Annotated in this window: 16 protein-coding genes and 1 other RNA gene; 6 read left to right on the top strand and 11 right to left on the bottom strand. The window is 70.4% G+C overall.

The features are described from left to right. Positions 1-69: 69 nt before the first annotated feature. On the bottom strand, positions 70-711 hold the full coding sequence (locus ACFPZN_RS01190) for a Crp/Fnr family transcriptional regulator (RefSeq protein ID WP_378279174.1): 642 nt from the start codon (positions 709-711) through the stop codon (positions 70-72). Between the two features lie 203 nt (positions 712-914). Here ACFPZN_RS01190 and ACFPZN_RS01195 point away from each other — a divergent pair, with 203 nt between their 5' ends. The 3 genes from ACFPZN_RS01195 to ACFPZN_RS01205 all read left to right on the top strand — a co-directional run bounded on the left by ACFPZN_RS01195 (position 915) and on the right by ACFPZN_RS01205 (position 3,072). Beyond that, positions 915-1,826: an RNA polymerase subunit sigma-70 gene (locus tag ACFPZN_RS01195; protein ID WP_378279175.1), complete on the top strand. Its 912-nt coding sequence runs from the start codon at positions 915-917 to the stop codon at positions 1,824-1,826. Positions 1,827-1,829: 3 nt separating this feature from the next. Next, positions 1,830-2,564, top strand: a complete 735-nt coding sequence (locus tag ACFPZN_RS01200) for an alpha/beta fold hydrolase (RefSeq protein ID WP_378279177.1) — start codon at positions 1,830-1,832, stop codon at positions 2,562-2,564. Between the two features lie 94 nt (positions 2,565-2,658). Continuing rightward, on the top strand, positions 2,659-3,072 hold the full coding sequence (locus ACFPZN_RS01205; protein ID WP_378279180.1) for a hypothetical protein: 414 nt from the start codon (positions 2,659-2,661) through the stop codon (positions 3,070-3,072). 180 nt (positions 3,073-3,252) lie between these two features. Here the strand turns inward: ACFPZN_RS01205 and ACFPZN_RS01210 are convergent, their stop codons facing one another. The 8 genes from ACFPZN_RS01210 to ftsE form a co-directional block, all read right to left on the bottom strand. Next, positions 3,253-4,557: a barstar family protein gene (locus ACFPZN_RS01210; protein ID WP_378279181.1), complete on the bottom strand. Its 1,305-nt coding sequence runs from the start codon at positions 4,555-4,557 to the stop codon at positions 3,253-3,255. A gap of 481 nt (positions 4,558-5,038) precedes the next feature. Further along, complete coding sequence (locus tag ACFPZN_RS01215; RefSeq protein WP_378279183.1) at positions 5,039-5,662, bottom strand: hypothetical protein; 624 nt, start codon at positions 5,660-5,662, stop codon at positions 5,039-5,041. Positions 5,663-7,517: 1,855 nt separating this feature from the next. Continuing rightward, positions 7,518-7,890, bottom strand: a transfer-messenger RNA (tmRNA) gene (ssrA, locus tag ACFPZN_RS01220). A gap of 311 nt (positions 7,891-8,201) precedes the next feature. Continuing rightward, a complete protein-coding gene (locus tag ACFPZN_RS01225; protein WP_378279185.1) occupies positions 8,202-10,151 on the bottom strand; it encodes a penicillin-binding transpeptidase domain-containing protein in 1,950 nt (649 codons plus the stop codon). Positions 10,152-10,159: 8 nt separating this feature from the next. Next, positions 10,160-10,636, bottom strand: coding sequence for an SsrA-binding protein SmpB (gene smpB, locus ACFPZN_RS01230; protein ID WP_378279187.1), 477 nt, complete (start codon positions 10,634-10,636; stop codon positions 10,160-10,162). A 16-nt stretch (positions 10,637-10,652) separates the two neighbouring features. Continuing rightward, entirely contained in the window at positions 10,653-11,876 is a 1,224-nt protein-coding gene (locus ACFPZN_RS01235) for a S41 family peptidase (RefSeq protein ID WP_378279189.1), read from the bottom strand. A 9-nt stretch (positions 11,877-11,885) separates the two neighbouring features. Continuing rightward, the gene (gene ftsX / locus ACFPZN_RS01240; RefSeq protein ID WP_378279191.1) at positions 11,886-12,791 is read right to left on the bottom strand and encodes a permease-like cell division protein FtsX; all 906 of its coding nucleotides are present in this window, start codon (positions 12,789-12,791) and stop codon (positions 11,886-11,888) included. 263 nt (positions 12,792-13,054) lie between these two features. Next, the gene (gene ftsE, locus ACFPZN_RS01245) at positions 13,055-13,744 is read right to left on the bottom strand and encodes a cell division ATP-binding protein FtsE (RefSeq protein WP_378279193.1); all 690 of its coding nucleotides are present in this window, start codon (positions 13,742-13,744) and stop codon (positions 13,055-13,057) included. Positions 13,745-14,414: 670 nt separating this feature from the next. On the opposite strand from ftsE, the gene ACFPZN_RS01250 reads away from it, so the two are divergent. Further along, on the top strand, positions 14,415-14,597 hold the full coding sequence (locus ACFPZN_RS01250; protein WP_378279195.1) for a hypothetical protein: 183 nt from the start codon (positions 14,415-14,417) through the stop codon (positions 14,595-14,597). A gap of 25 nt (positions 14,598-14,622) precedes the next feature. Here ACFPZN_RS01250 and ACFPZN_RS01255 read toward each other — a convergent pair whose 3' ends face one another. Beyond that, on the bottom strand, positions 14,623-15,735 hold the full coding sequence (locus ACFPZN_RS01255) for a DUF8094 domain-containing protein (protein WP_378279197.1): 1,113 nt from the start codon (positions 15,733-15,735) through the stop codon (positions 14,623-14,625). Between the two features lie 172 nt (positions 15,736-15,907). Here ACFPZN_RS01255 and prfB point away from each other — a divergent pair, with 172 nt between their 5' ends. Together prfB and ACFPZN_RS01265 are read left to right on the top strand one after the other, a co-directional pair. Beyond that, a complete protein-coding gene (gene prfB, locus ACFPZN_RS01260; RefSeq protein ID WP_378279198.1) occupies positions 15,908-17,017 on the top strand; it encodes a peptide chain release factor 2 in 1,110 nt (369 codons plus the stop codon). A 484-nt stretch (positions 17,018-17,501) separates the two neighbouring features. Then, positions 17,502-17,795 carry a hypothetical protein gene (locus ACFPZN_RS01265; RefSeq protein WP_378279200.1) on the top strand — a complete coding sequence of 98 codons (294 nt, stop codon included), beginning with the start codon at positions 17,502-17,504 and terminating at the stop codon, positions 17,793-17,795. Between the two features lie 636 nt (positions 17,796-18,431). On the opposite strand, the gene ACFPZN_RS01270 is transcribed toward ACFPZN_RS01265, so the two are convergent. Further along, on the bottom strand, positions 18,432-23,255 hold the full coding sequence (locus ACFPZN_RS01270; protein ID WP_378279202.1) for an NAD-glutamate dehydrogenase: 4,824 nt from the start codon (positions 23,253-23,255) through the stop codon (positions 18,432-18,434). Between the last annotated feature and the right edge of the window lie 54 nt (positions 23,256-23,309).

Below are 23,309 nucleotides of genomic sequence, written 5' to 3' on the forward strand. Positions count from 1 at the left end.
CGGTGTCTCCAGGGAGGCGGCGGGTTCTCCACCACCATGCCGACTCTCCGTTGACACGAGTGTCGGATATCAGACATTCCAGCGACCCGATTCGGCCAGCGCCCGCAGCCGCTCCGGGTCGGTGATGACGATCCTGCGCCGGGCGGTCCGGACTATCCCCTGGTCACGCAGCTTGCCCAGCTCAGCGGCCACCACGCTGCGGGACAGGCCCACGGCCTGGCCGATCTCGCTCTGGCCGAGGCCCACGTCCACCGGCCCGCCCCGCCCGGGGACCGCCAGACGTACCAGCGCCCGTACGACCCGCGGCCCCGCGGGCAGCGCCGCCGTCTCGGCCCGCCACGCCTCGCCCTCGCGGATACGCCGCATCGCCCGCTGCAGCAGTTCGGTCTCCAGGCCCGACGAACGCACCAAAGCCCGGAACCGGTCGGCCGGCAGCATCCGCATGACGCACGGCTCGATCGTGACCACGGTCGCCGAGCGCTCGTCCCCGCCCAGCACGGCGATCTCCCCGATCAGTTCCCCCACGCCCCGGAGAGCCAGCAGGAGCACCTCACCGCCGGGCAAAGAGAGCGACACCTTCACCCGTCCCGAGACCAGCAGCAGGACGTGCGTGGGCGGATCCCCCTGCCGGAGCACGACCTTCTCCGCCTCGAACCGCCGTTCGCTGCCCGCGGCATGCAGCCGCTCCCACATCTCCACCGAAACTTCCACGACCCAAGATCTCCGGCGCACGGCGATAGGTCCGACCCGTCCCCACCACCCTGCCAGACCACACGGACGAGGGCGTTCGGGACGGCATTCCGGTCTCTCGCGCGGCGGGAACAGGAGATCCCGAAACGCATCGCCGGCTCCGGGGGGAGCCACCGCAGTGCCGGGAGCACCGGCGCCCACCCTGTGGCGATTAGTGTGGCCGGGTGGTGTTCGAGGAGCGGCTGGAAGCGCACCGGGTGGAGTTGACCGCCCACTGCTACCGGATGCTCGCCTGTGCCGCAGAGGCCGAGGACGCCGTTCAGGAGACCTTCGTCCGCGCCTGGAAGAACGCCGACCGGTTCGACGAACGCAAGGCGCGGCTGCGCACCTGGCTGTACAGGATCGCCACCAACGTCTGCCTTGACATGACCCGCAGCGTGCAGCGCCGCGCGCTCGCGATGGATCTCGGCCCGTCCGGGGGTCCGCTCGGTGCGCCGCTGGACGCCGCCGCGTTCGTCCAGCCGATCCCCGACCGGCTCGCGCTGCCCGACCCGGCCGAGCTCGCCGCCGAGCGCGAGACGATCAGGCTGGCGTTCGTCGCCGCCCTCCAGGCACTGCCGCCGCGCCAGCGGGCCGTCCTCATCCTGCGCGAGGTGCTCTGCTGGACGGCGGAGGAGACGGCCGCGCTGCTCGACACCAGCCCGGCCGCAGTCAACAGCGCCCTGCAGCGCGCGCGTGCCGCCATGTCCGCGCGGCGCCCGTCCAACGAGATCGACGAGGACCTGCTCGAGCGGTACGTCAAGGCGTTCACCGCCTACGACGTCGACGGCCTGGTGTCGCTGCTCCACGAGGACGCCACCATGTCGATGCCGCCGTTCGCCTGGTGGCTCAGCGGCAGGGAGGCGATCCGGGCGGCCCTGCTGGGCGCGGGCGGCGCGTGCGCCGGCGACCGGCTGGTCCGCACCGCGGCCAACGGCTCGGCGGCCTTCGCGCAGTACCGCGACGGGAAGGCGTTCGGCCTGGTCGTCCTGGACGTCCGCGACGGATTGATCGCAAGCACCACGACCTACCTCGACCCGTCCCTGTTCGCGTTGTTCGGGCTGCCGATGAATCCGGGGACGCCGTCCCGTATGTAGTGCATGACCGACATCGTTGACATGTGGCATGACGAGCGCGGCGCGGGCGACCCGGTGGTGCTGCTGCACGGCGGGATGACCGACGGCCGCTGCTTCACCGGCAACCTCGACGGACTCGCCGACACGTTCCGGCTCTACCTGCCCGACCGGCGCGGCCACGGCCGTACACCCGACGCCCCCGGCCCGATCACCATCGAGCTCATGGCGCGGGACACGATCGCCTTCCTCGAACGCGTGGTCGGCGGTCCGGCCCGGCTGGTGGGCTACAGCGCCGGCGGCACGGTCGCGCTGTGGACGGCGATGCTCCGCCCCGACCTGGTCGAGCGCCTCGTCCTGATCAGCACGGCCTACGACCTGGACGGGCTGATCTTCAAACCGTCGGCGGAGGGCCCGATGCCCGCCGAGATCGTCGACGCCTACGCCGAGGTGTCGCCCGACGGCCGCGACCACTTCCCGATCGTCGTCCGCAAGATCGCGGATGCGGCCGCGACCGGGCCGGGCCCGGCCGACCTGCGCGCGGTGACGGCCCGTGCCCTGGTGCTGGCCGGGGACGACGACCTGGTCACCCTCGACCACACCGTGGCGCTCTACCGGGCACTGCCCACCGCCGAACTGGCCGTGCTGCCGAACGCCAGTCACCTGCTGCTGATGGAGCACCCCGAAACGGTGCGCGCCATCGTCCAGGCGTTCCTGACCACGGACCCCACCCCGACGTACATGCCCATCGCACGCAGGTAGCTCCCGAGGACATTCGCGGGACACTTCGTGCGGATACCGTGGAGAACGTGCGATCCCCGTAGGCGATCGCACGCTTCTCCGAGAAGCTGTCGACATGACCACGAATCGCGGCGCCCCGACGTGGCCGGTGCACCGGAAACGCAAATGGGGAGGACGGGTCGTAGCGTTCTTCCTGCTCGCCGGGATAGGCGCCGCGATCGTCTCCTACCTGGCGATCGGGGGCTCGTGGAGAATCTGCGAAAGCGGCCCTGGACCGGGCGGGGCCTTCGTCATGAACTTCCTGGGCATCGTCGGGTTCCTGGTCATGCCGCCACTGGCCGCACTATGCGGCGCGCTGGCCGTCGCCGCCCACGCCCTACTCAGCCGGTCGACGAGGCTGCGACGGTTTGAGAACACCGTGCCCACGCTCATCACCGTGGCGGGAATCATCATGCTGATCGCGCTGGTCGTCCTGTGGATAGCGTGGGGCAGCCCGCCCGACGGCTACTGCGACAAACCGCTCGGCTGAAGCAGAACACCCAGCCCGAGATCCCGACCAGGCCGCACGATCGTGGCGGCGCACCCCCCGGAAAACATTGGGGGCGACTCGTAAAGGTAATCACGTCCTGCTCGAACACATACGACCTGGTCAGAGATATATGCGTCCGGCTGACCGGCACGCCCGCAACCTCCGGCTTCGAGATGGTCGTCACCGATCTGGACGGACTCGTCCGGGCAGTTCGACCTCAACGCCGTGTTCTGTGAACATGCGCAGGAGATACTCCAGGGTGACCGCAGGGCCGTGTCGATGACGGTCGTAGCCTGCCACCAGGCGTTCGCGGGCTACTGCCGAGTCGTGCCAGACCAGGCGGAACGGCGCGCGGACTCCCCACTTCCCGCTCAGACAGTCATCGAAGGCGTCCAGGTTCCAGCCGAAGTAGCCACCCGGACCGTTGATGGCCTCACCGATGGCGCAGTAGAAGCCCTCGACGTCGGTGACGAAACGGCCGTCGAGGTCGAACGCGGTCCCTGCCGGACGATCGGGGACGTCGGAGCGATGATGGGCCAGCGCCACGCCGGCCCACTCGTGCCGCAGCGTCCGGTCGTAGTCGCCCCACAGGTTGCGCCGCGTGGGTCGGCCGGTGAACCACAGGTCCAGAATGCCGCGTGTGCCGGCCGGACGTGGTTCTGCGTTGCCGGCGATGGTCACGTCCAGGAGGCCGGCGCCGTGTGTGGACGGCACGCACGCCACGATCGTCCCGGACACACCGCAGTCGATCAGGGGTGTCACCGAGCCGTCGGCGGCAACGGCTCCCACCTGCGCGGACACCCGGCGGCGGCGCTGAGCGGCCTTCGTGGACCGCGGTAGTGCGGCGATCGCGTCCAGCAGCGGCGGCTCGGGCCGGCAGCCGATCAGGATGACCTGCGGTACCGGGGGCTCGGCCGGCTCCCGGAAGAGGCCGGTGACGTCGGCGCAGGTCCCGCATGGCGCACCGTCGGGATCGGTCAGCGCGAATCCGGTGACGTCGTCCGGACGAGCGATGCCGTCCGTACGGTCGTCGACATCGGCCAAGCCCTCCAGCTCGAGGTCGACACGCCCCGGCCAGTCCCGTGACGGCCGGTGGCCCAGGACGATCACGTCGAGCAGTCGTTCGCCCAACCAGCCGCGCCGCACCGCCGGATCGTCGGGCTTGGCCGACACCCATAGGTCGCCTGCCCACGCACCCTCGGGATCGGGATTCTGGGTCGGCCGATCGAGTGCCGCGGTGAGCACCCCGTCCGGCACACACCCCAGGAGGGTGAAGCGTTCCCGCGGACGAGGCGGCAGATCGACGAACAGCCCGTCGATGTCGGCGCACACCGCCACGGCTTCCTCATCGGGGTACTGCGGCGTACCGGTGTGCCCGACGAGCAGCCAACGCGGCGCAACCCCCACGTTCCACCTCCATGGCTGTTCGGCCAGGCGATCGTTTGTCACTGGCCAAACGTACCGGTCACCAAGAAACCGCCTCATCACCGCGGATCGCAGACGGCCGCCCGCACGGGAATGCTTTGAGATCCGGGGATCCGGTGACCAAACGGCCCGACCGGTGGGTCAGGCCGCACCCACCGCCCGTGGGGCGTCCCCCGCAAGGCGGGCGACCGCCTCAGTAGCAGCTTTCTATGGACTACCGCAGTCCCAGTACCTTTGCGGATGCACCACCCGATCCCTGGCCTTCCGCTTTCACCGCAGGTCAAAGCACCAAGGGCGGTGCACGATCTGGGAGCAGGCGGTGCCTTGATCCCAGTGGATCTGGACGCGACCATCGTGATCACGCACTCCGCCAAGGAGCAGGTCGCGCCCACCTGGAAGCGCAGCTTCGGGTTCCATTCGATTGACCGCATTTATCGCAGCCGGGCCACCACGCCGACCCGCCGACAGAACACCGGTCGTTGGGTCGCTCCACGCCCCGACCAACGGTATGGCTCGGGAAGGAGCCCCGAGGCCCGGCCGCTCAGCCTCGGCGCGCGGAATACACCGTCAGGTAGCGGTATTCGGGCGAGGTCACTTTGGCGTTCTCATCCTTTTTGGCCAGGGCCCGCTGCTTGTTCACCTCTTTCCATTGCGCCATCATCACGTCCTGGTATTTCTCGTGAAGCCGGCCCTCGCCGTCGACCTCCATCTGACCGATGTTCTGATCCCGGATGTAGATCTTCTCACCTTCCTTGAAGAGGGCGGCGGTATGGCCGAGTCGCCGCCCGATCGAGGACTCGGTGAAGCAGAGGAGATAGCCGGTGTTGTCGTCCAGGGCGTCGAACGGATCAAACTCTCCGTCATCGGCGATCTTGCGGGTCTGCTTCCGCTCGACCGTGAATCCGCGCGATGCGGCGTACTCGATGAGGCCGGCGTCGCCGTTCCGTTCCTCGGCGATCCTCCGGTACTCCAGCTGCTGGGCGGCCAATTGCCGCAGGTTTTGCCCCGCGAAGGCCGCGGGGGCGGTGTCAGTGGTGTACACGAGCGTCAGCCAGTCGAGTGCGATCGCCACGCAGATCCCGGCGTTCTCGGTGCCGTGGATCACGGTTTCGAGTTCGCGATAATCCGCTTCGGTCATCAGGTAGGTCGTGATCCTTTTCGGCATCGGCTTCGTCCTCTCCGTTGAGGCGTCGGTAGGGTGCAGCGTAGCCCCATATCAGAAATTTGTGGACTGAATAGCCACTTCCGGACGACAGGGCAGACGACGTCTCATGATCCCGCCATTCGGTTGCCAGTGGGTGGTGGCACCATTCGCTCATTGACTCCCGTGGATCACAGCGGATCTGGAATGTGCAGTCGAGAACGCGCGAGATCGACCAGAGCCATGCTCGAAGATCCACACGGCGATCCGCGTGCGTGACTTGAATATGCACTCGGCATGCCCCTCGGCGGTACGCTGGGCGACCACCAGCCGCTCTGCGTTTTCCTTGTTGCCGAGTTCCCCTCCGCGACTTCCGCTCCCGCGGCGTCAGCACCGTGTCAACGGCCTGTCCGGCCAGCCGGGCTCCGGCTCCGCATCCTCCGCGGACGGCGTCCCGGCACGCGTTGAAGAGCGCCAGGCAGGTGTCATCGCCCGGCGCGGGCTGCGGAGCCGCTCAAGGCGGCCGAACCCGACAAGCGACGCGCCGGCCGCGGTTGTCCTGTGCGGCGCGAACTTCACCACGCGTTCGAGGGACAGCTGCACGGACTCGGCGGCGCGGCACGGTCACGAGCGCCTCGCCGTTGATCCTGACGGCTCGTCGCGAGGAATGATCAACGGCGAGCCGGGGCGTGTCGCCCGCTCGCCCAGCCCGAGCGCAGTCGCAGTCCGCGTAGCGAAGACTGGGTATCGGGGGGAACCAGGACGGCCAGGCGTTCAGGAGACCAGCGGACTGTAACGCCAGGACGCGCTCAGCCCCTTGTCCACCACGACAGTGCTTCCGGTCATGCCCGCACCGGCGTCAGGGCTGGCGCCGCTCCACCGCCTTGATGATCGTGTCCGGATCGGCGTTCGATGATGCCGGGGCACACGCAGTTGACCCTGATGATCGCCGAACCGAGGTCCATCGCCGCCGGAGGAAGGTCGCTGCCGCGCAGTTGACGAGGCCGCGGAGTTCGAGCCGGTCGGCGGCGGCGACGGCCCGCGATCCTTGATGTCGCCGGCGAGGGCGGAGGGGACGTCCGCCCCCGCGCCTCGCAGCTCATCGGCCGCGTGCGCCAGCCGTCCGTGCCCAGCATCCGCGCGCTCGCCAACCCGGTGCCGGGGCGCCACCCGTGACGATGACCGAACGCTTCTTCTCTGACATGGCGTGCCTCTCACATGCATGGACGGCTGCCGGTGGACCGCCGCGGCACGGGCTTCAGTCGCCGGTCACGATCTCGTAAGGAAGAACGGACATGAGCCGCCCGCAGTCGCCGACGGTCACCTCCACCAGGTGGCCGGAGCGCCGCGCCTCCGTACAGCGCGTAGTCGAGCCCGCTGCTCCCGTCGATGCCCACGCGGCCGGACATGTGGACGGTCGCTCCGGCGGCCTCGAGCAGCCCGCCGGCCTCGGCCGGGTCGTCACCCCGGACCTGCAGGTGGTGCAGACCAGGGCCGTGCTCGTCAAGGAAGTCCCGGTAGGGACCGGGACCGGCCGACGAGGACCTCGACGTGCAGGTCACCGGCTCGGACCGTGGCGATCCGCATGGCGAAGTCGGCGGGGCTTCCAGAGCGCGACGTGCGTCCCGGGGCCGGCGATCGACTTGAGGATGTCGGCCGTGATCTGCGATGCCCGCGATGTGCGAGACGCCATGCTGAATGCTTTGAGATCCGGGGATACGGTGACCAAAACGGCCCGACCGGTGTTCCGGTCGGGCCGCATCCACCGCCCGTGGGGGCGAAGCCCTCACGGGCGGGGGGTTCGGGGGTCGCGCCCCGATGGGCACAAACGAAACGACGCGGGGAGCAGGCCCGAAGGGCCTGCTCCCCGCGTCGTCCAGAGTGGAGGTGGCGGGAATCGAACCCGCGTCCTTCGGTGATGAGTCAGGGCTTCTCCGGGTGCAGCCTGCGGATCGCTTTCTCAGCCCCGGCGCTCATGCAGGCCTGTCGCCGGCGGGCTCAGTCGCTGTTAGATGTTCCTGCTCACCCCGCGACCGGGTGGGCAGGTGAAGTCCCCTGATGATGCCAGGCCCCGGGCCGGAGACATACCCGGGCTGACAGAGTCGCTACTCGCCTCAGGCGGCGAGAGCGAACTCAGACTGCTTCTTGTTGGCAGTTATTGGTTTGCTGTCACAGGATTTACGAGGTCACGACAGCAACCCTCGACCCGCTTCCCCTGGCTCGACCTACCGAAGTCGAAGCCGGTCACCCCCATGTTCAGTTGTCAACGCGGATGCCGGAGCATCCGCAGGAGACGCTACAGGGACAACGCTTCGGATGCCAACGGGATTCCCGCCCGGGCACGGTGATGCCCCGGTGAGCGGCGAGCTGGGTCGCTCGCTCACCGGGGCCGACCGGCAGGGTCAGGGCCGGTCCGGACGGCAGAGCCTCCCCCGAGACGAGGCTCTGGTCTCATCACGGCGACTGAGTCCGCAACCCCCCAAGCGGAATCCCAGTCACCCGTAAAGACGCCCAGGACCCCAACCGGGGTTGCGGCCCGGCCGTAAAGAGACCACAAAGCCCGTCAGCGGGCGGGGGCGCCGGTGAGGAAGATGGGTACCAACTTGGCGGCGTTGACCTTGCCCTCCACGGCGATGGCGAACGACATGTCGCCGCGGGAGCCCACGAACCAGGAGATCGGCTTGCCGTTCTGGTCGGCGGTGGCGGCCACGCCCCGCACCACGGCGCCGGTGCCGACCTCGGCGTCCCTGGCCGCCCCGGCGAAGACCGAGCGCCGCATCAGCAGCTTCAGGTCGGAGGTCGCCACCGGGCTCAGCGGCTGCGCGGCCACCTGCTGGGGGTCGCGGGGGTCGTTCAGGAGGTAGGGCGGGCGCCACGTGCCGGACTCGACCACTCCGGCGACCAGCGCCATCGCCAGGGGGCTCACCTCGACCTTGCCCTGGCCCAGCATGATGGCGGCCTTCTCGGCGTCGTTGGCCGGCGCCTGCACGGAGCCGGAGAAGTGGGGCGCCGACAGGCCCCAGTCCTTGCCGATCCCGAGCTTTCCGGCCTCGGCGAGCAGGGCGTCGCCGTTCAGCCGGCCGCTGAGGGCGGCCAGCGTGGTCGCGCACGAGTTGGCGAACTGCATCTGGAGGGTGTCCTGCTTGCGGGCGCCGCCGCCGGGGTTGCTGAACGTGCGGCCGCCCACGGTGGTGGTGGCGGGGCAGTCGGCCTTGGTGGTCTGCGACAGGCCCGCGTTCAGCAGCGCCTCGGCCGAGACGACGCTGAAGGCCATCCCGGGCGGGTAGCGGCCCTCCATGGCCAGGTTGCGGCCGCCGGTGAGGTGGTTGGCGACCGCCAGGACCTCGCCGGTGCTGGGACGGACGACGACCATCGACGCGGGCGTCCTGAGGCCGCTCAGGGCCAGATCGGCGCGCGGCTGGAGCCTGCGGTCGAGGGTGGTGCGGACCGGTGCCGGGTTCTGGCCGGGCCACGAGCGCAGCTCCTGCCGTCCCGAGCCGTCGGGGTTCTGCGCCACCACCCGTACCGTCGGGATCCCGGCGAGACGGCGCTGCAGCAGCAGCTGCAGCCCGCTGACACCGATGGTGTCGCCGGGCTGGTACGGGGCGCCGACCTGCTGGAGGCGGTCGGCGGTGGCGGGGCCGAGCCCGCCGACCAGCTCGGGGGCCAGTTCGGGGGCCATCGGCGTCTGCACGGGCTGGAACCGCAGCCCCTGGACCTGCCGCAGCCGCAGGATCAGCGCGTTGCTCTCGGGACGCTGCAGCGTCAGCAGGGGCAGGAACGCGTTCGGCGGCGCGGACCTGACCCGGCCCAGGAGGCGCTCGGAGTCCAGTTGCTGGCCGCCGTCGGCCCGGGCGGCCCGGGTGATCTGGTCGACGGTCCGCTTCGGGTCGCGCAGCTGCCCCGGGTAGACCCCGACGATGTCGGCGTTGACCTTGCGGATCAGGGGGCGGGCCGCCGAGTCCTGGATGGGGGCGCGGGGCGGCACCTCGGTCACCACGGCCAGGCGCTGCCCGGCCTTGAGGTTGGGGTTGATGATGGACGGGTCCCACTGGACCTTCCACTGCCCCTTGATGCGCTTGAGGTGCATGAGGCCGGTGTAGGTCCAGGGCTCGCCGTTCTCGCCCAGGTCGACCTTCACCGAGAAGCGGGCGGTGGCCGCTTCGCCGGTCTTCTCGATGGCCTTGTCGCGTTCGTCGCGCTCCTGCCCGGCCTGGACGGGCGCGCCCAGCGCCAGCTTCAGCGACGCCGCGTCCAGCTGGCCGCGCACCTGGTCGAGCGCGGCGGCGACGGTGGCACGGTCGGCGCCGGTGGTCTTGCGGGCGGCGGCCTCGTGGTTGCCGACCTGCCAGGCGATCAGGAAGTCGCGCATGGTCGGCAGCGCGGACGGCTCGGCGAAGCAGGCGCCGGCCCCGGAGCCGACGAGGACGGCGCAGCCCGCCGCCGAGATCACCCGGCGCACCCGGGAACGCGCGGGATCCAGGCGGCCCCGCCGGTCGGACCTGAAGCTCATCGGCACCTTCACCGTCCCGCCCTGAACCGGGCCGCCTGGGCGCGCTGCATCTCCCGGTCGGCCTCGCGCTTGGCGAGGGCCTGGCGCTTGTCGTAGGACTTCTTGCCGCGGCCGAGCCCGATCTCGATCTTGGCCTTGCCGTCCTTGAAGTACAGCGCCAGCGGGATCAGCGTGAAGCCCGGCTCGGACGACTTCGCGATGATCCTCTGGATCTCCTTCTTGTGCAGGAGGAGCTTGCGGCGCCGGCGGGGGGCGTGGTTGGTCCAGGTGCCCTGGGTGTACTCGGGGATGTGGACGTTCTCCAGCCACACCTCGCCGTCCCTGACGTGGGCGTAACCGTCGGCGAGCGAGGCGCGGCCGGCGCGCAGCGCCTTCACCTCCGTGCCCATCAGCACCATGCCCGCCTCCCACGTGTCGTCGATGTGGTAGTCGTAGCGGGCCCGCTTGTTCTGGGCGATGAGTTTCCGCCCTGTCTCACGTGGCACTGGTCATCAGCCTCGTTCAGCCTCGGTTCCTGTCCGGCAGCGTCGCGAGCAGGCCGCGCAGCACCTCCTGGCCGCGCTGCTCGGCCGCTCTGGGGGGGCGGTCGGCGGGGACCGGCACGTCGGGCTCGATGCCCACCCCGTCGAGGTTACGGCCGCCGGGCGTGCGGTAGCGACCCACGGTCAGCTCGATCGCCGAGCCGTCGGGCAGCTCCACCGGTTCCTGCACCGAGCCCTTCCCATATGTACGCGATCCTACGATCACCGCGCGGTCGCGATCACGCAGGGAACCGGCCACCACCTCCGCCGCGCTGGCCGTCCCGCCGTCGACCAGCACCACCACCGGGCCGGCCGGGTCGCCGGGACGGGTCACGGCGAGCTTCTCGGCGGGCAGGCCGGGGCGCTCGTAGGTCACCACCAGCCCGTCGGTGAGGAACGCCGAGGCGGTCTCCACCGCCTCCTCCAGCAGGCCGCCGGGATTGCCGCGCAGGTCGAGCAGGATGCCCGCGGCGCCGCGTCCGCCGGGCCCGCCGGTGACCGCGTCGCGGACCTCCCGGCCCACGCCGCGGGTGAACTCCTCGACCCGGATCAGGCGGGTGCGTCCGCCGGCCTCGGTCACGGTGACGTCGTGGGCGCGCACGGCCGTGCGGACCAGGGAGAAGCCGAGCTCGCGGCCGTTCCGCCCGACGGTGAGCCGCACCCGGGTGCCGGGACGGCCGCGCAGGGCCGTGGAGACCTGGGAGACGTCCCAGGCCCCGGCGGGCCGGCCGTCGACGGCGACGATCGAGTCGCCGCCGCGCACCCCGGCGCGCTCGGCGACGGAACCGGGCCGTACCCCGGCCACCAGCACCCGCCCCGCCGGGACCGGGACCGCGCCGCCGTCCTCGCCGGGGACCGCCGTGGCGTCGCCGGTGCCGAGCCACAGGCCGACACCGCTGTAGCGGCCTTCGAGCCGCCCCTGGAACTCGTCGTACTCGCTGGGCGAGTAGTAGCGCGCCCACCGGTCGCCCAGGCGGTGCAGCACGTCCTCGACCGCCGGCCCGTCCACGGCGCCGTCGCCCCTGGACGGCACCGGCACCCGGTCACCGACCCGCCACGCCGTCTCGTCGAGGAGCGAGGCACGGGCCGTACCGGAGGCCGGCCGCCCCTGCGGGCCGCCGGGGACCGCACCGGCGGTGTACGCGCAGATGACGACGACGGCTACGGCCGCCCCGCGCGGCATTCGGCCGCTCGACCGGAACATGCGGTCAGTCTAGATGCGTAGATAACGGCGCAACGTCAGGAACGAGGCGACCGCGCACAGCAGCACGCCGAAGCAGATCGAGACCACGATGACCGCGATCACCGTCCCCCAGCCCAGCTGGCTGGCGAAGCCGATATTGCCGGCCAGCCGGTCGATCAGCAGCATCTTGCTGGCCACCAGCAGGACCGAGGAGAACATCCCGCCGATCAGCCCGGCGATCGCGCCCTCCAGGATGAACGGCATCTGGATATAGGTGTTGGACGCCCCGACCAGCCGCATGATCCCGGTCTCCCGGCGCCGGTTGAACGCCGACAGCCGGACCGTGTTGCCCACCAGCAGCACCGAGGCGATCACCTGGACCAGCGCGATGAACAGCGACGCGAACTGCAGCCCGTTCAGGATACGGAAGAACTTCTTCAGGATCTCCTGCTCGTTGATCACCTGGTCGACCCCGGGACGGCCCAGCGCGGCCTGCGCGACCCCCTTGAACTCCTCCGGGTTCTTCAACCTGATCCGGTAGGAGTCGGGAATGTCACCCTCCTTCGCGCTCTGCACGAAGCCGGGGGTGCTGGCGAACCGGTCCTTGAACCGGGCGTAGGCCTGCTGCTTGCTCTCGTACTCGATCGCGGCCACCTGCGGCAGCTTGTCCAGCTCCGCCTTCAGGTCCTGCTTCTGCTGGTCGGTGGCGTCGGCCTTCTGGCAGTTGGGATTGGAACTGGTCTGGGCGCACAGGAAGATCGAGACCTCGACCTTGTCGTACCAGTAGGTCTTGGAGGAGTTGACCTGCTGCCTGATGAGGAGGCCGGTGCCGAAGAGCGCCATGGCGATGGCGACGGTGATGACGAGGGAGATCGTCATCGTCAGGTTCCGGCGGAGACCGATCCAGATCTCCTGGAGAACGAACTGTACGCGCATGCCTCGCTGTCCTTGATCGCCTGTGCCCCGCTGGGAGCGTGGGTCCGGTGCAGGCTACGCCATGCGCCCGGTCGAGCGGCGGCGCCCGGATGTCATACGCCCGTCGCGGACCCTCGGTTCAGATGCGTGCTTGGTCTCTTTCGGCCGGTTCCCGCATCCCGCGCGGGCCGGTGTCGGTGTCCCTTCCGGGGGCGGACCCCCAGACCCCGGCTTCGCCCAGGTCAGTTGTTCCTTCCGGGGACGGACCCCCGGGCTTCGCCTGGCTAGTAGGCCTGGCCGTAGACGCCGCGGGACTGGTCGCGGACGACGCGCCCGTCCTCCAGTTCGACGACGCGCTTGCGGAAGGCGTCGACGATCGCGGCGTCGTGCGTGGCCATGACCACGGTCGTCCCGGTCCGGTTGATCCGGTCCAGCACCTTCATGATGCCGATCGAGGTCGCCGGGTCGATGTTCCCGGTGGGCTCGTCGGCCAGCAGGATCATCGGGCGGTTGACGAACGCCCGCGCGATGGCCACGCGCTGCTGCTCGCCGCCGGACAGCTCGTCGGGCATCCGGTGCTGCTTGCCCTCCAGGCCGACCAGGTCGATGACCTCGGGCACCACCTTGGCGATGAAGCGCCGTGGCTTGCCGATCACCTCCAGGGCGAACGCGACGTTCTCGAAGACGTTCTTGTTCGGCAGCAGCCGGAAGTCCTGGAACACGCAGCCGATCCTGCGGCGCAGGTGCGGCACCTTCCAGTTGCTCAGCCGGCTCAGGTCCTTGCCCGCCACGTGGACGTGCCCCTGGGAAGGACGCTCCTCCTTCAGGATCAGCCGGAGGAAGGTCGACTTCCCCGAACCGGACGGGCCGACCAGGAACAGGAACTCGCCCTTCTCGATGGCGACGTTCACATGCTGCAGGGCGGGCCGGTTCTGGGTCGGATAGGCCTTGGTGACGTTGTCGAAATGGATCATGGCTGCATCACGGTGGTTCAGCACCATTCTTGCGAAGGACCCGCGCGGTCACGTACGGGAGGAATCGCGTCTATATCTCTTGTCGTCCCGATGTGCGGACGGTAGTTTTCCTGTAGCGGTCGGTGAGTCCGGTGCGCGGGCCCTGCGGCTCGCGGACGGACGGCGGACCGGTCACGGACGGCCCGGGGGCGCGGACACGGCCGTGGACAGCGTCACCGGCCGGTCGCCCCGACCCTGCTCGCAGGCCCTCGCCCGCCGGGATCCTTGCGCGCCCGGCGACCGCTGCCCGCGACGGGACGGACCCGCGAAGGTCCGGCGTCCGTACCTGCTCCAGTCCGTCGACGATGTCCGTCAACCTGCCTGAGGCGGCATCATACAGCCGCCCTTCCGGCTGATACGTCACCTCCAGTGGCGGGTGCGGGCTGCGAGTCCGGGGCGCCGAACCGCAGGCCGCCGACTCTAAGCGCTCCGGCCCCGACCGCGGTAACCGAAACCCGCGGCGACCGGCGAACCGTGCGGCCCCGTGCAGTGTAGAGGTGGGAGTGCACCGCCTCGACCCGGCAGGGCCCCGGCCTGGTCCAGGACTTTACAGCCCGGTCATGCGGATTGCTGCGGAATCACGCTTAAAGTTCTCAGTGACAGGAACTTCCCGATCGAGAGAGACGGCCATATGAGCTGCGAACATCTGATCTGCGCCCGGTGCTCGGGTCCGGTGGTCGAGGGCCGCTGCCCGACCTGCCGGAACGCCCGGGACGAGATGCACGAGCACGGCCCGTCCATCCCGCCCGCGCTGGTCCTGGCCGGGCTGGTAGCCCTGTTCTTCGTCGCGCTCGTCCTGCAGCGCCTGTACTGAGCCCCGCACCCGCCACCGCGCCGAATCAGCTGGGCGGCTTCCGGATGGGAGGCGCGGTGGCCTTGTACACCCCGCCGGCGTCGGCGATCACATCGGCCTTGGGAGGCTGCGGCGCGGCGCCGTCCCCGCCCTCGCCCTCGCCGTCCCCCTCGTCCTTCTCGGGACGCGCCGGATCGAGCGCCGCGAACTGCAGCGTCTCCGAGACATGGATCTCGTTGCCCTCGACCGTCCCGTCGTCGAGCAGATGCGCGATCTCCGGCGTGATCGGCGGCTTGGCCGTCTCGTCCTCCTCGTCGGCGACCCTCGTCACGCTGTTGCGGTACAGCGAGTACAGCACCAGCCCGCCGCCGTCCTCGGTGCGCAGCTGGAAGATCGGGTACGGGGTCGCGGTGATCACGACCGACAGCGTCAGATCCTTCGTCTTCGCCCGCCGCTTGGCCTTGCGCGCCGCGTCGTAGTAGCCGGTGGTGACCGGCCCCGACCTCATCACCTTCGCCGCGACGCTGTCGGACCCCTCCGCCCCCACGGTCGCGTGGATGCCCGGCACCTCCCGGGGCCGGATGAGCACCGAGGTGTCCGAGGTCGTCAGCGCCGTCGCGTACCCCTGCGCGTCCAGGACGACCTTCGGCTCCTTCGCCTTGGGCGCCAGCGTCGACGCCAGGCTCAGCGTCCACCGCTCCCCCGGCGCCCGCAGGACGAACGCCATGATCGCGGTGCGGGTGCCCTTGTCCTCGCCGCGCACGCTCCGCGGCACCGACGCCACGAACCACTGCGGGTACACCTCGGGCCGCAGCTTCGGCACGTACAGCTTCGGGGCCCCGTACACGTAGCGGCGCACCGGATCGCCGTCGAAGGCCGCCTTGCGGTACTCGTTGGCGGTGAGCGGCGACTCGCCGTCCGACACCCACGTCAGCGCCAGCCGCTCGTCGCCGGCGGCGCGGGCCACGTCCTCGTTGGTGACGAACGTCCGGAACTCCCGGCGCGCCACCTCCAGCGTCAGCGGCTCCGGCTCCTCCTTCGTGGCCGTGACCACCGTCGTCGGCCGCGCCTCGGGCTTCTCACCCGCGCACCCGGCGGCCGCGAACGGCACCGCCGCCAGCGCCGCCACCAGCAGCGAGGTTCTCCGCGCAGTCCTCATGACGCCCGAACCCGACCTCTCCCCCGGCACCTGACGAACCGATCCCACGCCCGGAGAACGCGCCCGCGGCAGTGATCGATCCCGTGATTGTGCCATCCAACGGGCGGGGACCGGAGCGCGGACCGGAGTATCGGTCGCTCGCGCACTGCCGGGACGGCGATAAGCTCGGGGTGTGGCAGGCATCGAACCCGAAGAACAGCTCAAGGAGCTCGGCTCGACCCTGTCCGGCATCGAGCAGGTGCTGGACCTCGACGGCATGCGGCGTGACATCGCCGAGCTGCGCGAGCAGTCCGCCGACCCCGACCTGTGGAACGACCAGGAGCGCGCCCAGACGGTGACACGCCGGCTGTCGTACCTGGAGAGCGAGCTGAACCGGGTCGAGGGCCTGCGCCAGCGCCTCGACGACGCGGCCACGCTCTACGAGCTGGCCGGCGAGATGGACGACGAGGACACCCGCAAGGAGGCCGACGACGAGCTGGCCGCGCTGCACAAGGCGATCCAGCAGCTCGAGGTCCGCACGCTGATGTCCGGCGAGTACGACGAGCGCGCGGCGCTGGTCACCATCAACGCCCAGGCCGGCGGCGTCGACGCCGCCGACTGGGCCGAGCAGCTCCAGCGGATGTACCTGCGCTGGGCCGAACGCCACGGCTACCCCACCGAGGTCTACGAGACCTCCTACGCCGAAGAGGCCGGGATCAAGTCCACCACCTTCACGGTGCGGACCCCCTACGCCTACGGCACCCTCCGCGGCGAGCACGGCACCCACCGCCTCGTCCGCATCTCCCCGTTCGACAACCAGGGCCGCCGCCAGACCTCCTTCGCCGGCCTGGACGTCGTCCCGGTCGTCGAGCAGAGCGACCACATCGACATCGACGAGAACGACCTGCGGATCGACGTCTACCGCTCCTCGGGCCCCGGCGGCCAGGGCGTCAACACCACCGACTCGGCCGTCCGCATCACCCACATCCCGAGCGGCATCGTGGTCTCCTGCCAGAACGAGCGCAGCCAGCTCCAGAACAAGGCCACCGCGATGGGCGTCCTCCAGGCCAAGCTCCTGGAGCGCAAGCGCCAGGAGGAGGCCGAGAAGATCTCCTCACTCCGCGGCGAGACCACCACCAGCTGGGGCACCCAGATCCGCAACTACGTGCTGCACCCCTACCAGATCGTCAAGGACCTGCGCACCGGCGTGGAAGCGGGCAACCCCACCTCCGTGCTGGACGGCGACATCGACGAGTTCATCGAAGCCGAAATCCGCTGGATGCGGCAACAAGAGCACTCGTAATCGTGGAGGGGCGTTTCATTGTGGGGGGACGACCCCCCACGCCCCCCGATACGGCGCGAAGCGCCTCCTCCACTCGCCTGGGGGCTCGCTACGGACCCGCTCCCCGCCGCCTGCCCGTCCCTCCACTCCGCTGGCGCTCCGCTACGGGCCGGACAGTTTTCGCGGTCGCCGTTGCGGTTGCCACGGGGCCGGCAACAAGGCTTTATGGGCCCGGCCGTGGTGCGTCACGGGCCGTTCTGATACAGGTAGGCCGTCGGGTGCCGGAGCGGCTCCACCGCAGCGGTCAACAGAAGCGGACCCGTCCGGCACCCGACCGAACGCAAGCAATCCTCGCAGGGTGACCGATCGGTCACCCTGCGAAAGGACTATTGTGGCGAATGTCGGCCACCTCGTTTAGGCCGCCTTCCCCCGGGTTTGCCCAGGTAGGCCACTTGACCTGCGGATAACGTCCCATCGCGCGGCGGGACGCGTAAGGATGGTGGGCATGAGAGAGGCGCAGCGCGAGGCCATCGCGGACGAGCTGGAAATGCGCGGATCTCCGCTGTGCGACTGCGTCGAGGCCCTCCCGGCGATCAGCCCGACGAGCGGCGCGGCCACGGCCCACCACTGCTGGTGCACGGCGGTACGCGCCTCGGCAGTGGCCCGCCGCACGGCGTCGCTGACCCGCCACGCGCGGGAATGCGGATGCTCCGAGGCCGACCGGTCGGCCGCCCTGTTCTGGGAAGGCGAATTCGCCGCCCGCACCCCCGGCCGCCAATGGCCGAACTCCGGCAGCTGACACACATTCGCCTGCCCGGAAAGCTTGGTCGCTGACAAACGCTTCGCGATTACCCCGGGCGGAATCTGGCCATGTGTGGGGCCAGGCGATGCTGGTGGCCCGCATCCCTGGGGGAGTCCTTGGAGAAGGTCCGGAGAGCTTCCCGCTAAGGGCCGAACCCACCCCTGTCCGAGCTCCGCCGTGGGATTGATCGAGGCGTGGACCTGGAAGGTAATGCGAATCTCCAGGGGTAGGTGGTGGGGGTGCAGGGGGCGGAGCCCCTTGCCGGGGTGGGCGGCGGAGCCCCTGCCGGGGGGTGTGGGGGGCCGGCCCCCCACCGGGGCGGGTGTGCCCTGGAGCGAGCCCCCAGGCGAGCGGACGGGTGCGCCCGCCCTGCCCGGGGGTCTGGGGGGTGGCCCCCCAGGTAAACAGAGCGAGCCCCCAGGCGAGCGGACGGGTGCGCCCGCCCTGCCCGGGGGTCTGGGGGGTGGCCCCCCAGATGAACACAGCCGGGGGGTGCAGGGGGGCGGAGCCCTCCCTGCCGGGGGCGTGGGGGCTGGCCCCCACCGGGGTGACCGCTCCCGGAGCGAGCCCCCGGGCGAGCGCAGGGAGCGCTCGCCCCGCCCGGGTGGTGTGGAGGGTCGCCCCTCCACAAGGTCACAGACTGCTGGCTGTCACCAACGTGCGGATGGCGCCCAGGGCTACGGACAGGGTGGCCAGGTCGAAGCTGTCGCTCTCCCAGATCTCGGAGAGGGTCAGCTGGGCTCGGGAGACGGCGGTGCGGTTCTTGTCGGCCCAGTGGACCATGCGTTCTTCGGGTTGGGCGCCGGGTTCGCTGGTGACGAGGACGTCGCGGGTGAGGGCGGCGTGGGCGGCGTACAGGTCGTCGCGGAGGGCGGAGCGGGCCATGGAGCGCCAGCGGTCGTCGCGGGGCAGCGCGATGATGCGTTCGCGGAGGCGGGAGAGCTGGAGGCGGTCGGCGAGGTCGAAGTAGACCTCGGAGACCTCTTCGACCGGGCGTCCGGTCTCGTGGGCGATGCCGACGAGGTCGAAGGTGGAGTACGCCGGGACGAGCATGGCGCACTGCTCGGCGAGTTCGTCGGGGACGCCCCGTTCGGCGAACTCGTCGCGGCGCTGCTCGAAGGCGGCCAGGTCGAGGCCGACGAGGAGCTTGGGCAGCTGCGAGCCGAGGGTGACGGCGCCCTTGGAGAAGAAGTCGATGTTCTCGCGGATGTCGAACGGGGGGCGCCGGTTGTGCAGGAGCCAGCGGGCGCCGCGTTCGGTGAGCTTGCGGGCCTCCAGCAGCATCTTGATCTGCGTGGACTCGTCGACCTGGTGGGCCAGGCCCTCGACCGAGCGCCAGAAGCGGGGCATGTCGAAGACCTCGCGGGCGACCAGGTAGGCGCGGGCGATGTCCTGGGAGGACGCGCCGGTCTCCTCGCTGACGCGGAAGCCGAAGGTGATGCCGCTGTTGTTGACGACGTCGTTCACCACGGCGGTGGTGATGATCTCGCGGCGCAGCGGGTGGCGGTCCATGTAGGCGCGGAACCGGTCGCGCAGCGGGGTCGGGAAGTAGTCGACGAGCCAGGACTCCAGGTACGGGTCGTCGGGCAGGTTGGAGGCGATCAGCTCGTGGTCGAGGGTGAGCTTGCCGTAGGCGAGCAGCACCGAGAACTCGGGGCCGGTGAGGCCGAGACCGGCTTGGCGGCGTTCGGCGAGGGCCTTGTCGTCGGGCAGGAACTCCAGCCGCCGGTCGATCTTGCCGTCGCGTTCCAGCTTGCGCAGGTAGCGGGCGTGGACGTGGAGCATGGAGGACGCCTGGGCGCGGGAGGCGGCGAGGACGACGTTCTGCGCGTAGTTGTCGCGCAGCACCAGTTCGGCGACCTCGTCGGTCATCTCGGTCAGCAGGCCGTCGCGCTGCTTGCGGGTGAGCTCGCCGTCGCGGACGACCTGGTCGAGCAGGATCTTGATGTTGACCTCGTGGTCGGAGGTGTCGACTCCGGCGGAGTTGTCGATGAAGTCGGTGTTGACCAGGCCGCCGGCGCGGGCGAACTCGATCCGGGCGAGCTGGGTGAGGCCCAGGTTGCCGCCCTCGCCGATCACCTTGCAGCGCAGGTCGGGCGCGTCGGCGCGGACGGTGTCGTTGGCCTTGTCGCCGACGTCGGCGTGGTTCTCCAGGGACGCCTTGACGTAGGTGCCGATGCCGCCGTTCCAGAGGAGGTCGACGGGGGCGCAGAGGGCGGCGTGGATGAGCTGGAACGGCGTCATGGCCTTGACGTCGTCGGCGATGCCCAGCGCGACGCGCATCTGCGGGGTGATGCGGATGGACTTGGCGGTGCGGGGGAAGACGCCGCCGCCCTTGGAGATCAGCTTGGCGTCGTAGTCGGCCCAGGTGCTGCGCGGCAGCGCGAACAGCCGTTCCCGTTCGGCGAAGGAGCTCTCGGGGTCGGGGTCGGGGTCGACGAAGACGTGCCGGTGGTCGAAGGCGGCGACGAGCCTGGTGTGCCGGGACAGCAGCATCCCGTTGCCGAAGACGTCGCCGGACATGTCGCCGATGCCGACGGCGGTGAAGTCCTCGTTCTGGATGTCGGTGCCGAGCGAGCGGAACAGGTACTTGACCGATTCCCAGGCGCCGCGGGCGGTGATGCCCATGGCCTTGTGGTCGTAGCCGACGGAGCCGCCGGAGGCGAACGCGTCGCCGAGCCAGAAGCCGTAGGAGGCGGCGACCTCGTTGGCGATGTCGGAGAAGGTGGCGGTGCCCTTGTCGGCGGCGACGACGAGGTAGGTGTCGTCGCCGTCGTGGCGGACGACGCTGGGCGGCGGGACGACCTTGCCGTCGACGAGGTTGTCGGTGAGGTCCAGCAGCCCGGAGATGAAGTCCTTGTAGCAGGCGATCCCGGCCTGCGTGAACGCCTCGCGGTCGGCGGGGTCGGGCAGCTGCTTGCCGACGAAGCCGCCCTTGGCCCCGGCCGGGACGATCACCGTGTTCTTGACGGCCTGGGCCTTGACCAGGCCGAGGATCTCGGTGCGGAAGTCCTCGCGGCGGTCGGACCAGCGCAGGCCGCCGCGCGCCACGGACCCGAACCGCAGGTGGACGCCCTCGACCCGGGGCGAGTACACGTAGATCTCGAACGTGGGCCTGGGCTGCGGCAGGTCGGGGATCCGCTCGGGGTCGAACTTCAGCGCCAGGTACGGCTTGCGCTGGTAGTGGTTGGTGCGCAGGGTCGCCTGGATCATCGACAGGTAGGCGCGCAGGATGCGGTCCTCGTCGAGGCTGGCGACGTCGTCGAGCTCGCCGTGCAGTTCCTCGGCGATCCCGGCGCTGCGCTCCTCCTCGCCGCCCGCCAGGGACGGGTCGAGGCGGCTCTCCCACAGCCGCACCAGTAGCCGGGTGATGGAGGCGTTGCTCAGCAGCACCTGCTCGAAGTAGCGCTTGGAGAAGGCGTTGCCGGTCTGCCGCAGGTAGAGGGCGTAGGCGCGCAGGATCATCGCCTGCCGCCAGGTGAGGCCGACGTGCAGGACGAGCGCGTTGAAGCCGTCGTTCTCGATCTCGCCGCGCCACAGCGCGGTGAAGGCGTCCTGGAACAGCTCCTTGGTGGTGTCCTCGGGGACGTTGGCGGACGGCCGGTAGCGCAGCCCCAGGTCGTAGATCCAGGCGCGGCCCCGGTCGGCGGGCCTGATCTCATAAGGGCGCTCGTCGATGACCTCGACGCCCATGTTCTGCAGCAGCGGCAGCACCCGGGACAGGGTGATCGGCTCGCCCAGCCGGTAGATCTTCAGGCGGCGTTCGCCGGGTCCGGCGCCGTACGGCTCGTACAGGTTGATCGAGGTGTCGTGGGTGTCGTCGAGGGCGTCCAGCCGCTTGAGGTCGGACACGGCGGTGCGGGCGGGGAAGTCGGCCTTGTAGCCCTCGGGGAAGGCCTCGCCGTACCGGCGGGCCAGGGCGCCCGAGCGCTCCTCGCCGCACTGCTCGACGATGGCGTCGGCCAGGTCGTCGGCCCAGGAGCGGGTCGCGGCGGTCAGCCGGGCCTCCAGGCCCTCGACGTCCACGTCGGGCAGCGGGCGGCCGCGCTCGCCGCGCACCACGACGTGCAGCCGGGCCAGCAGGGACTCGCTGACGTTGGCGCTGTAGTCGACGCTGACGCCCTCGAACGCCGTGCGCAGGATCTCCTGGATCTTCAGCCGGACCTTGGTGGTGTAGCGGTCGCGGGGCAGGTAGACCATGCAGGACATGAAGCGGCCGTACAGGTCCTTGCGCAGGAACAGCTTGAGCTGGCGGCGCTCGCGCAGCCGCAGCACGCCCAGCGAGATCGGCAGCAGGTCGTCGACCGACACCTGGAACAGCTCGTCGCGGGGGTAGGTCTCCAGGATCTCGACGAGGTCCTGGCCGTCGTAGCTGTCGGGGGTGAACCCGGCGCGGTCCAGCACCTGGTCGAGCTTGCGCTTGAGGACCGGGACGTTGGCGATCGACTCGCTGTAGGCGACGTGGGTGAACAGGCCGAGGAAGCGGCGCTCGCCGACGACCTGGCCGTCGGCGCCGAACTTCTTGACGCCGATGTAGTCGAGGTAGGCGGGGCGGTGCACGGTGGCCCGGGAGTTGGCCTTGGTCAGCAGCAGCAGGCGCTTCTCGGTGGCCTTCTCGCGGACCTCGGGGGGCAGCGCGGCGAAGCTGTCGGACTCGCCCTTGTCGTTGCGCAGGATGCCCAGGCCGGTGCCGGGCACGGGGCGCAGGGCGGTGCCGTCCTCGGTGAGGGTGTAGTCGCGGTAGCCGAGGAAGGTGAAGTGGCTGTCGGCCAGCCAGTCCAGCAACTCGACGCCCTCGTCGAGTTCGGCCTCGGTCAGCGGCGGCGGCTCATCGCGGATCAACAACGCGATCTCGCCCGCGCGGGAGCGCATCTTGGCCTCGTCCTCGACGGCGGCCCGCACGTCCTGCAGGACGCGCTGCAGGTCGCGCTCCAGCTCGTCCAGGCGGGCCCGGTCGCTGGTGCGGTCCACCTCGATGTGGATCCATGACTCGTCCAGGTCGAGGGGGCTGTCGAGCTTGTGGCGGAACGCCTTGAGCTGCCCGGCCACGTCCCGGTCCACGCCCAGCAGCGGGTGGACGATCAGGTGGGTGGTCAGCTGGTGGCGGCTGAGCTCCATCACGACCGAGTCGACCAGGAAGGGCATGTCGTCAGTGACCACTTGCACGACGGTGTGCCCGGGGTCCCAGCCGTGCTCCTCCAGGTTCGGGGTGAACACCCGGACCTTGGCCCTGCCCTGCGGGCGCTCCTCGCCCAGCAGGCGGTGGGCCATCGCGGGCCCGCAGATGTCGGCGGGGTCGCGCGCCAGCAGGTCCTCGGGGGCGACGTGGCGGTAGTAGAGGCGAAGGTACCCGACCGTCTCCTCCACGTCCGTGCTCCGGGCACCCGGGCGCTGGGCGCACGTCTCCGCCGCCCGCCGGAGTAGGTCGTCCTTCGCCTGATCGAGCCTGCCGCTCATCAACAACTCCCCTAGAGACCCTTCGCCACCTCATTGTGGCGCCGCTCACGCGCC

This window comes from Actinomadura rugatobispora, assembly GCF_042656285.1.
GTDB lineage: Bacteria > Actinomycetota > Actinomycetes > Streptosporangiales > Streptosporangiaceae > Spirillospora > Spirillospora rugatobispora.

Coding starts and splice junctions, on each gene's coding strand:
- ACFPZN_RS01200 (WP_378279177.1), top strand. CDS start 1,830: ATGACCGACATCGTTGACATGTGGCATGACGAGCGCGGCGCGGGCGAC.
- ACFPZN_RS01205 (WP_378279180.1), top strand. CDS start 2,659: ATGACCACGAATCGCGGCGCCCCGACGTGGCCGGTGCACCGGAAACGC.
- ACFPZN_RS01210 (WP_378279181.1), bottom strand. CDS start 4,557: ATGAGGCGGTTTCTTGGTGACCGGTACGTTTGGCCAGTGACAAACGAT.
- ACFPZN_RS01215 (WP_378279183.1), bottom strand. CDS start 5,662: ATGCCGAAAAGGATCACGACCTACCTGATGACCGAAGCGGATTATCGC.
- ACFPZN_RS01225 (WP_378279185.1), bottom strand. CDS start 10,151: ATGAGCTTCAGGTCCGACCGGCGGGGCCGCCTGGATCCCGCGCGTTCC.
- ACFPZN_RS01235 (WP_378279189.1), bottom strand. CDS start 11,876: ATGTTCCGGTCGAGCGGCCGAATGCCGCGCGGGGCGGCCGTAGCCGTC.
- ftsX (WP_378279191.1), bottom strand. CDS start 12,791: ATGCGCGTACAGTTCGTTCTCCAGGAGATCTGGATCGGTCTCCGCCGG.
- ftsE (WP_378279193.1), bottom strand. CDS start 13,744: ATGATCCATTTCGACAACGTCACCAAGGCCTATCCGACCCAGAACCGG.
- ACFPZN_RS01250 (WP_378279195.1), top strand. CDS start 14,415: ATGAGCTGCGAACATCTGATCTGCGCCCGGTGCTCGGGTCCGGTGGTC.
- ACFPZN_RS01255 (WP_378279197.1), bottom strand. CDS start 15,735: ATGAGGACTGCGCGGAGAACCTCGCTGCTGGTGGCGGCGCTGGCGGCG.
- ACFPZN_RS01265 (WP_378279200.1), top strand. CDS start 17,502: ATGAGAGAGGCGCAGCGCGAGGCCATCGCGGACGAGCTGGAAATGCGC.
- ACFPZN_RS01270 (WP_378279202.1), bottom strand. CDS start 23,255: ATGAGCGGCAGGCTCGATCAGGCGAAGGACGACCTACTCCGGCGGGCG.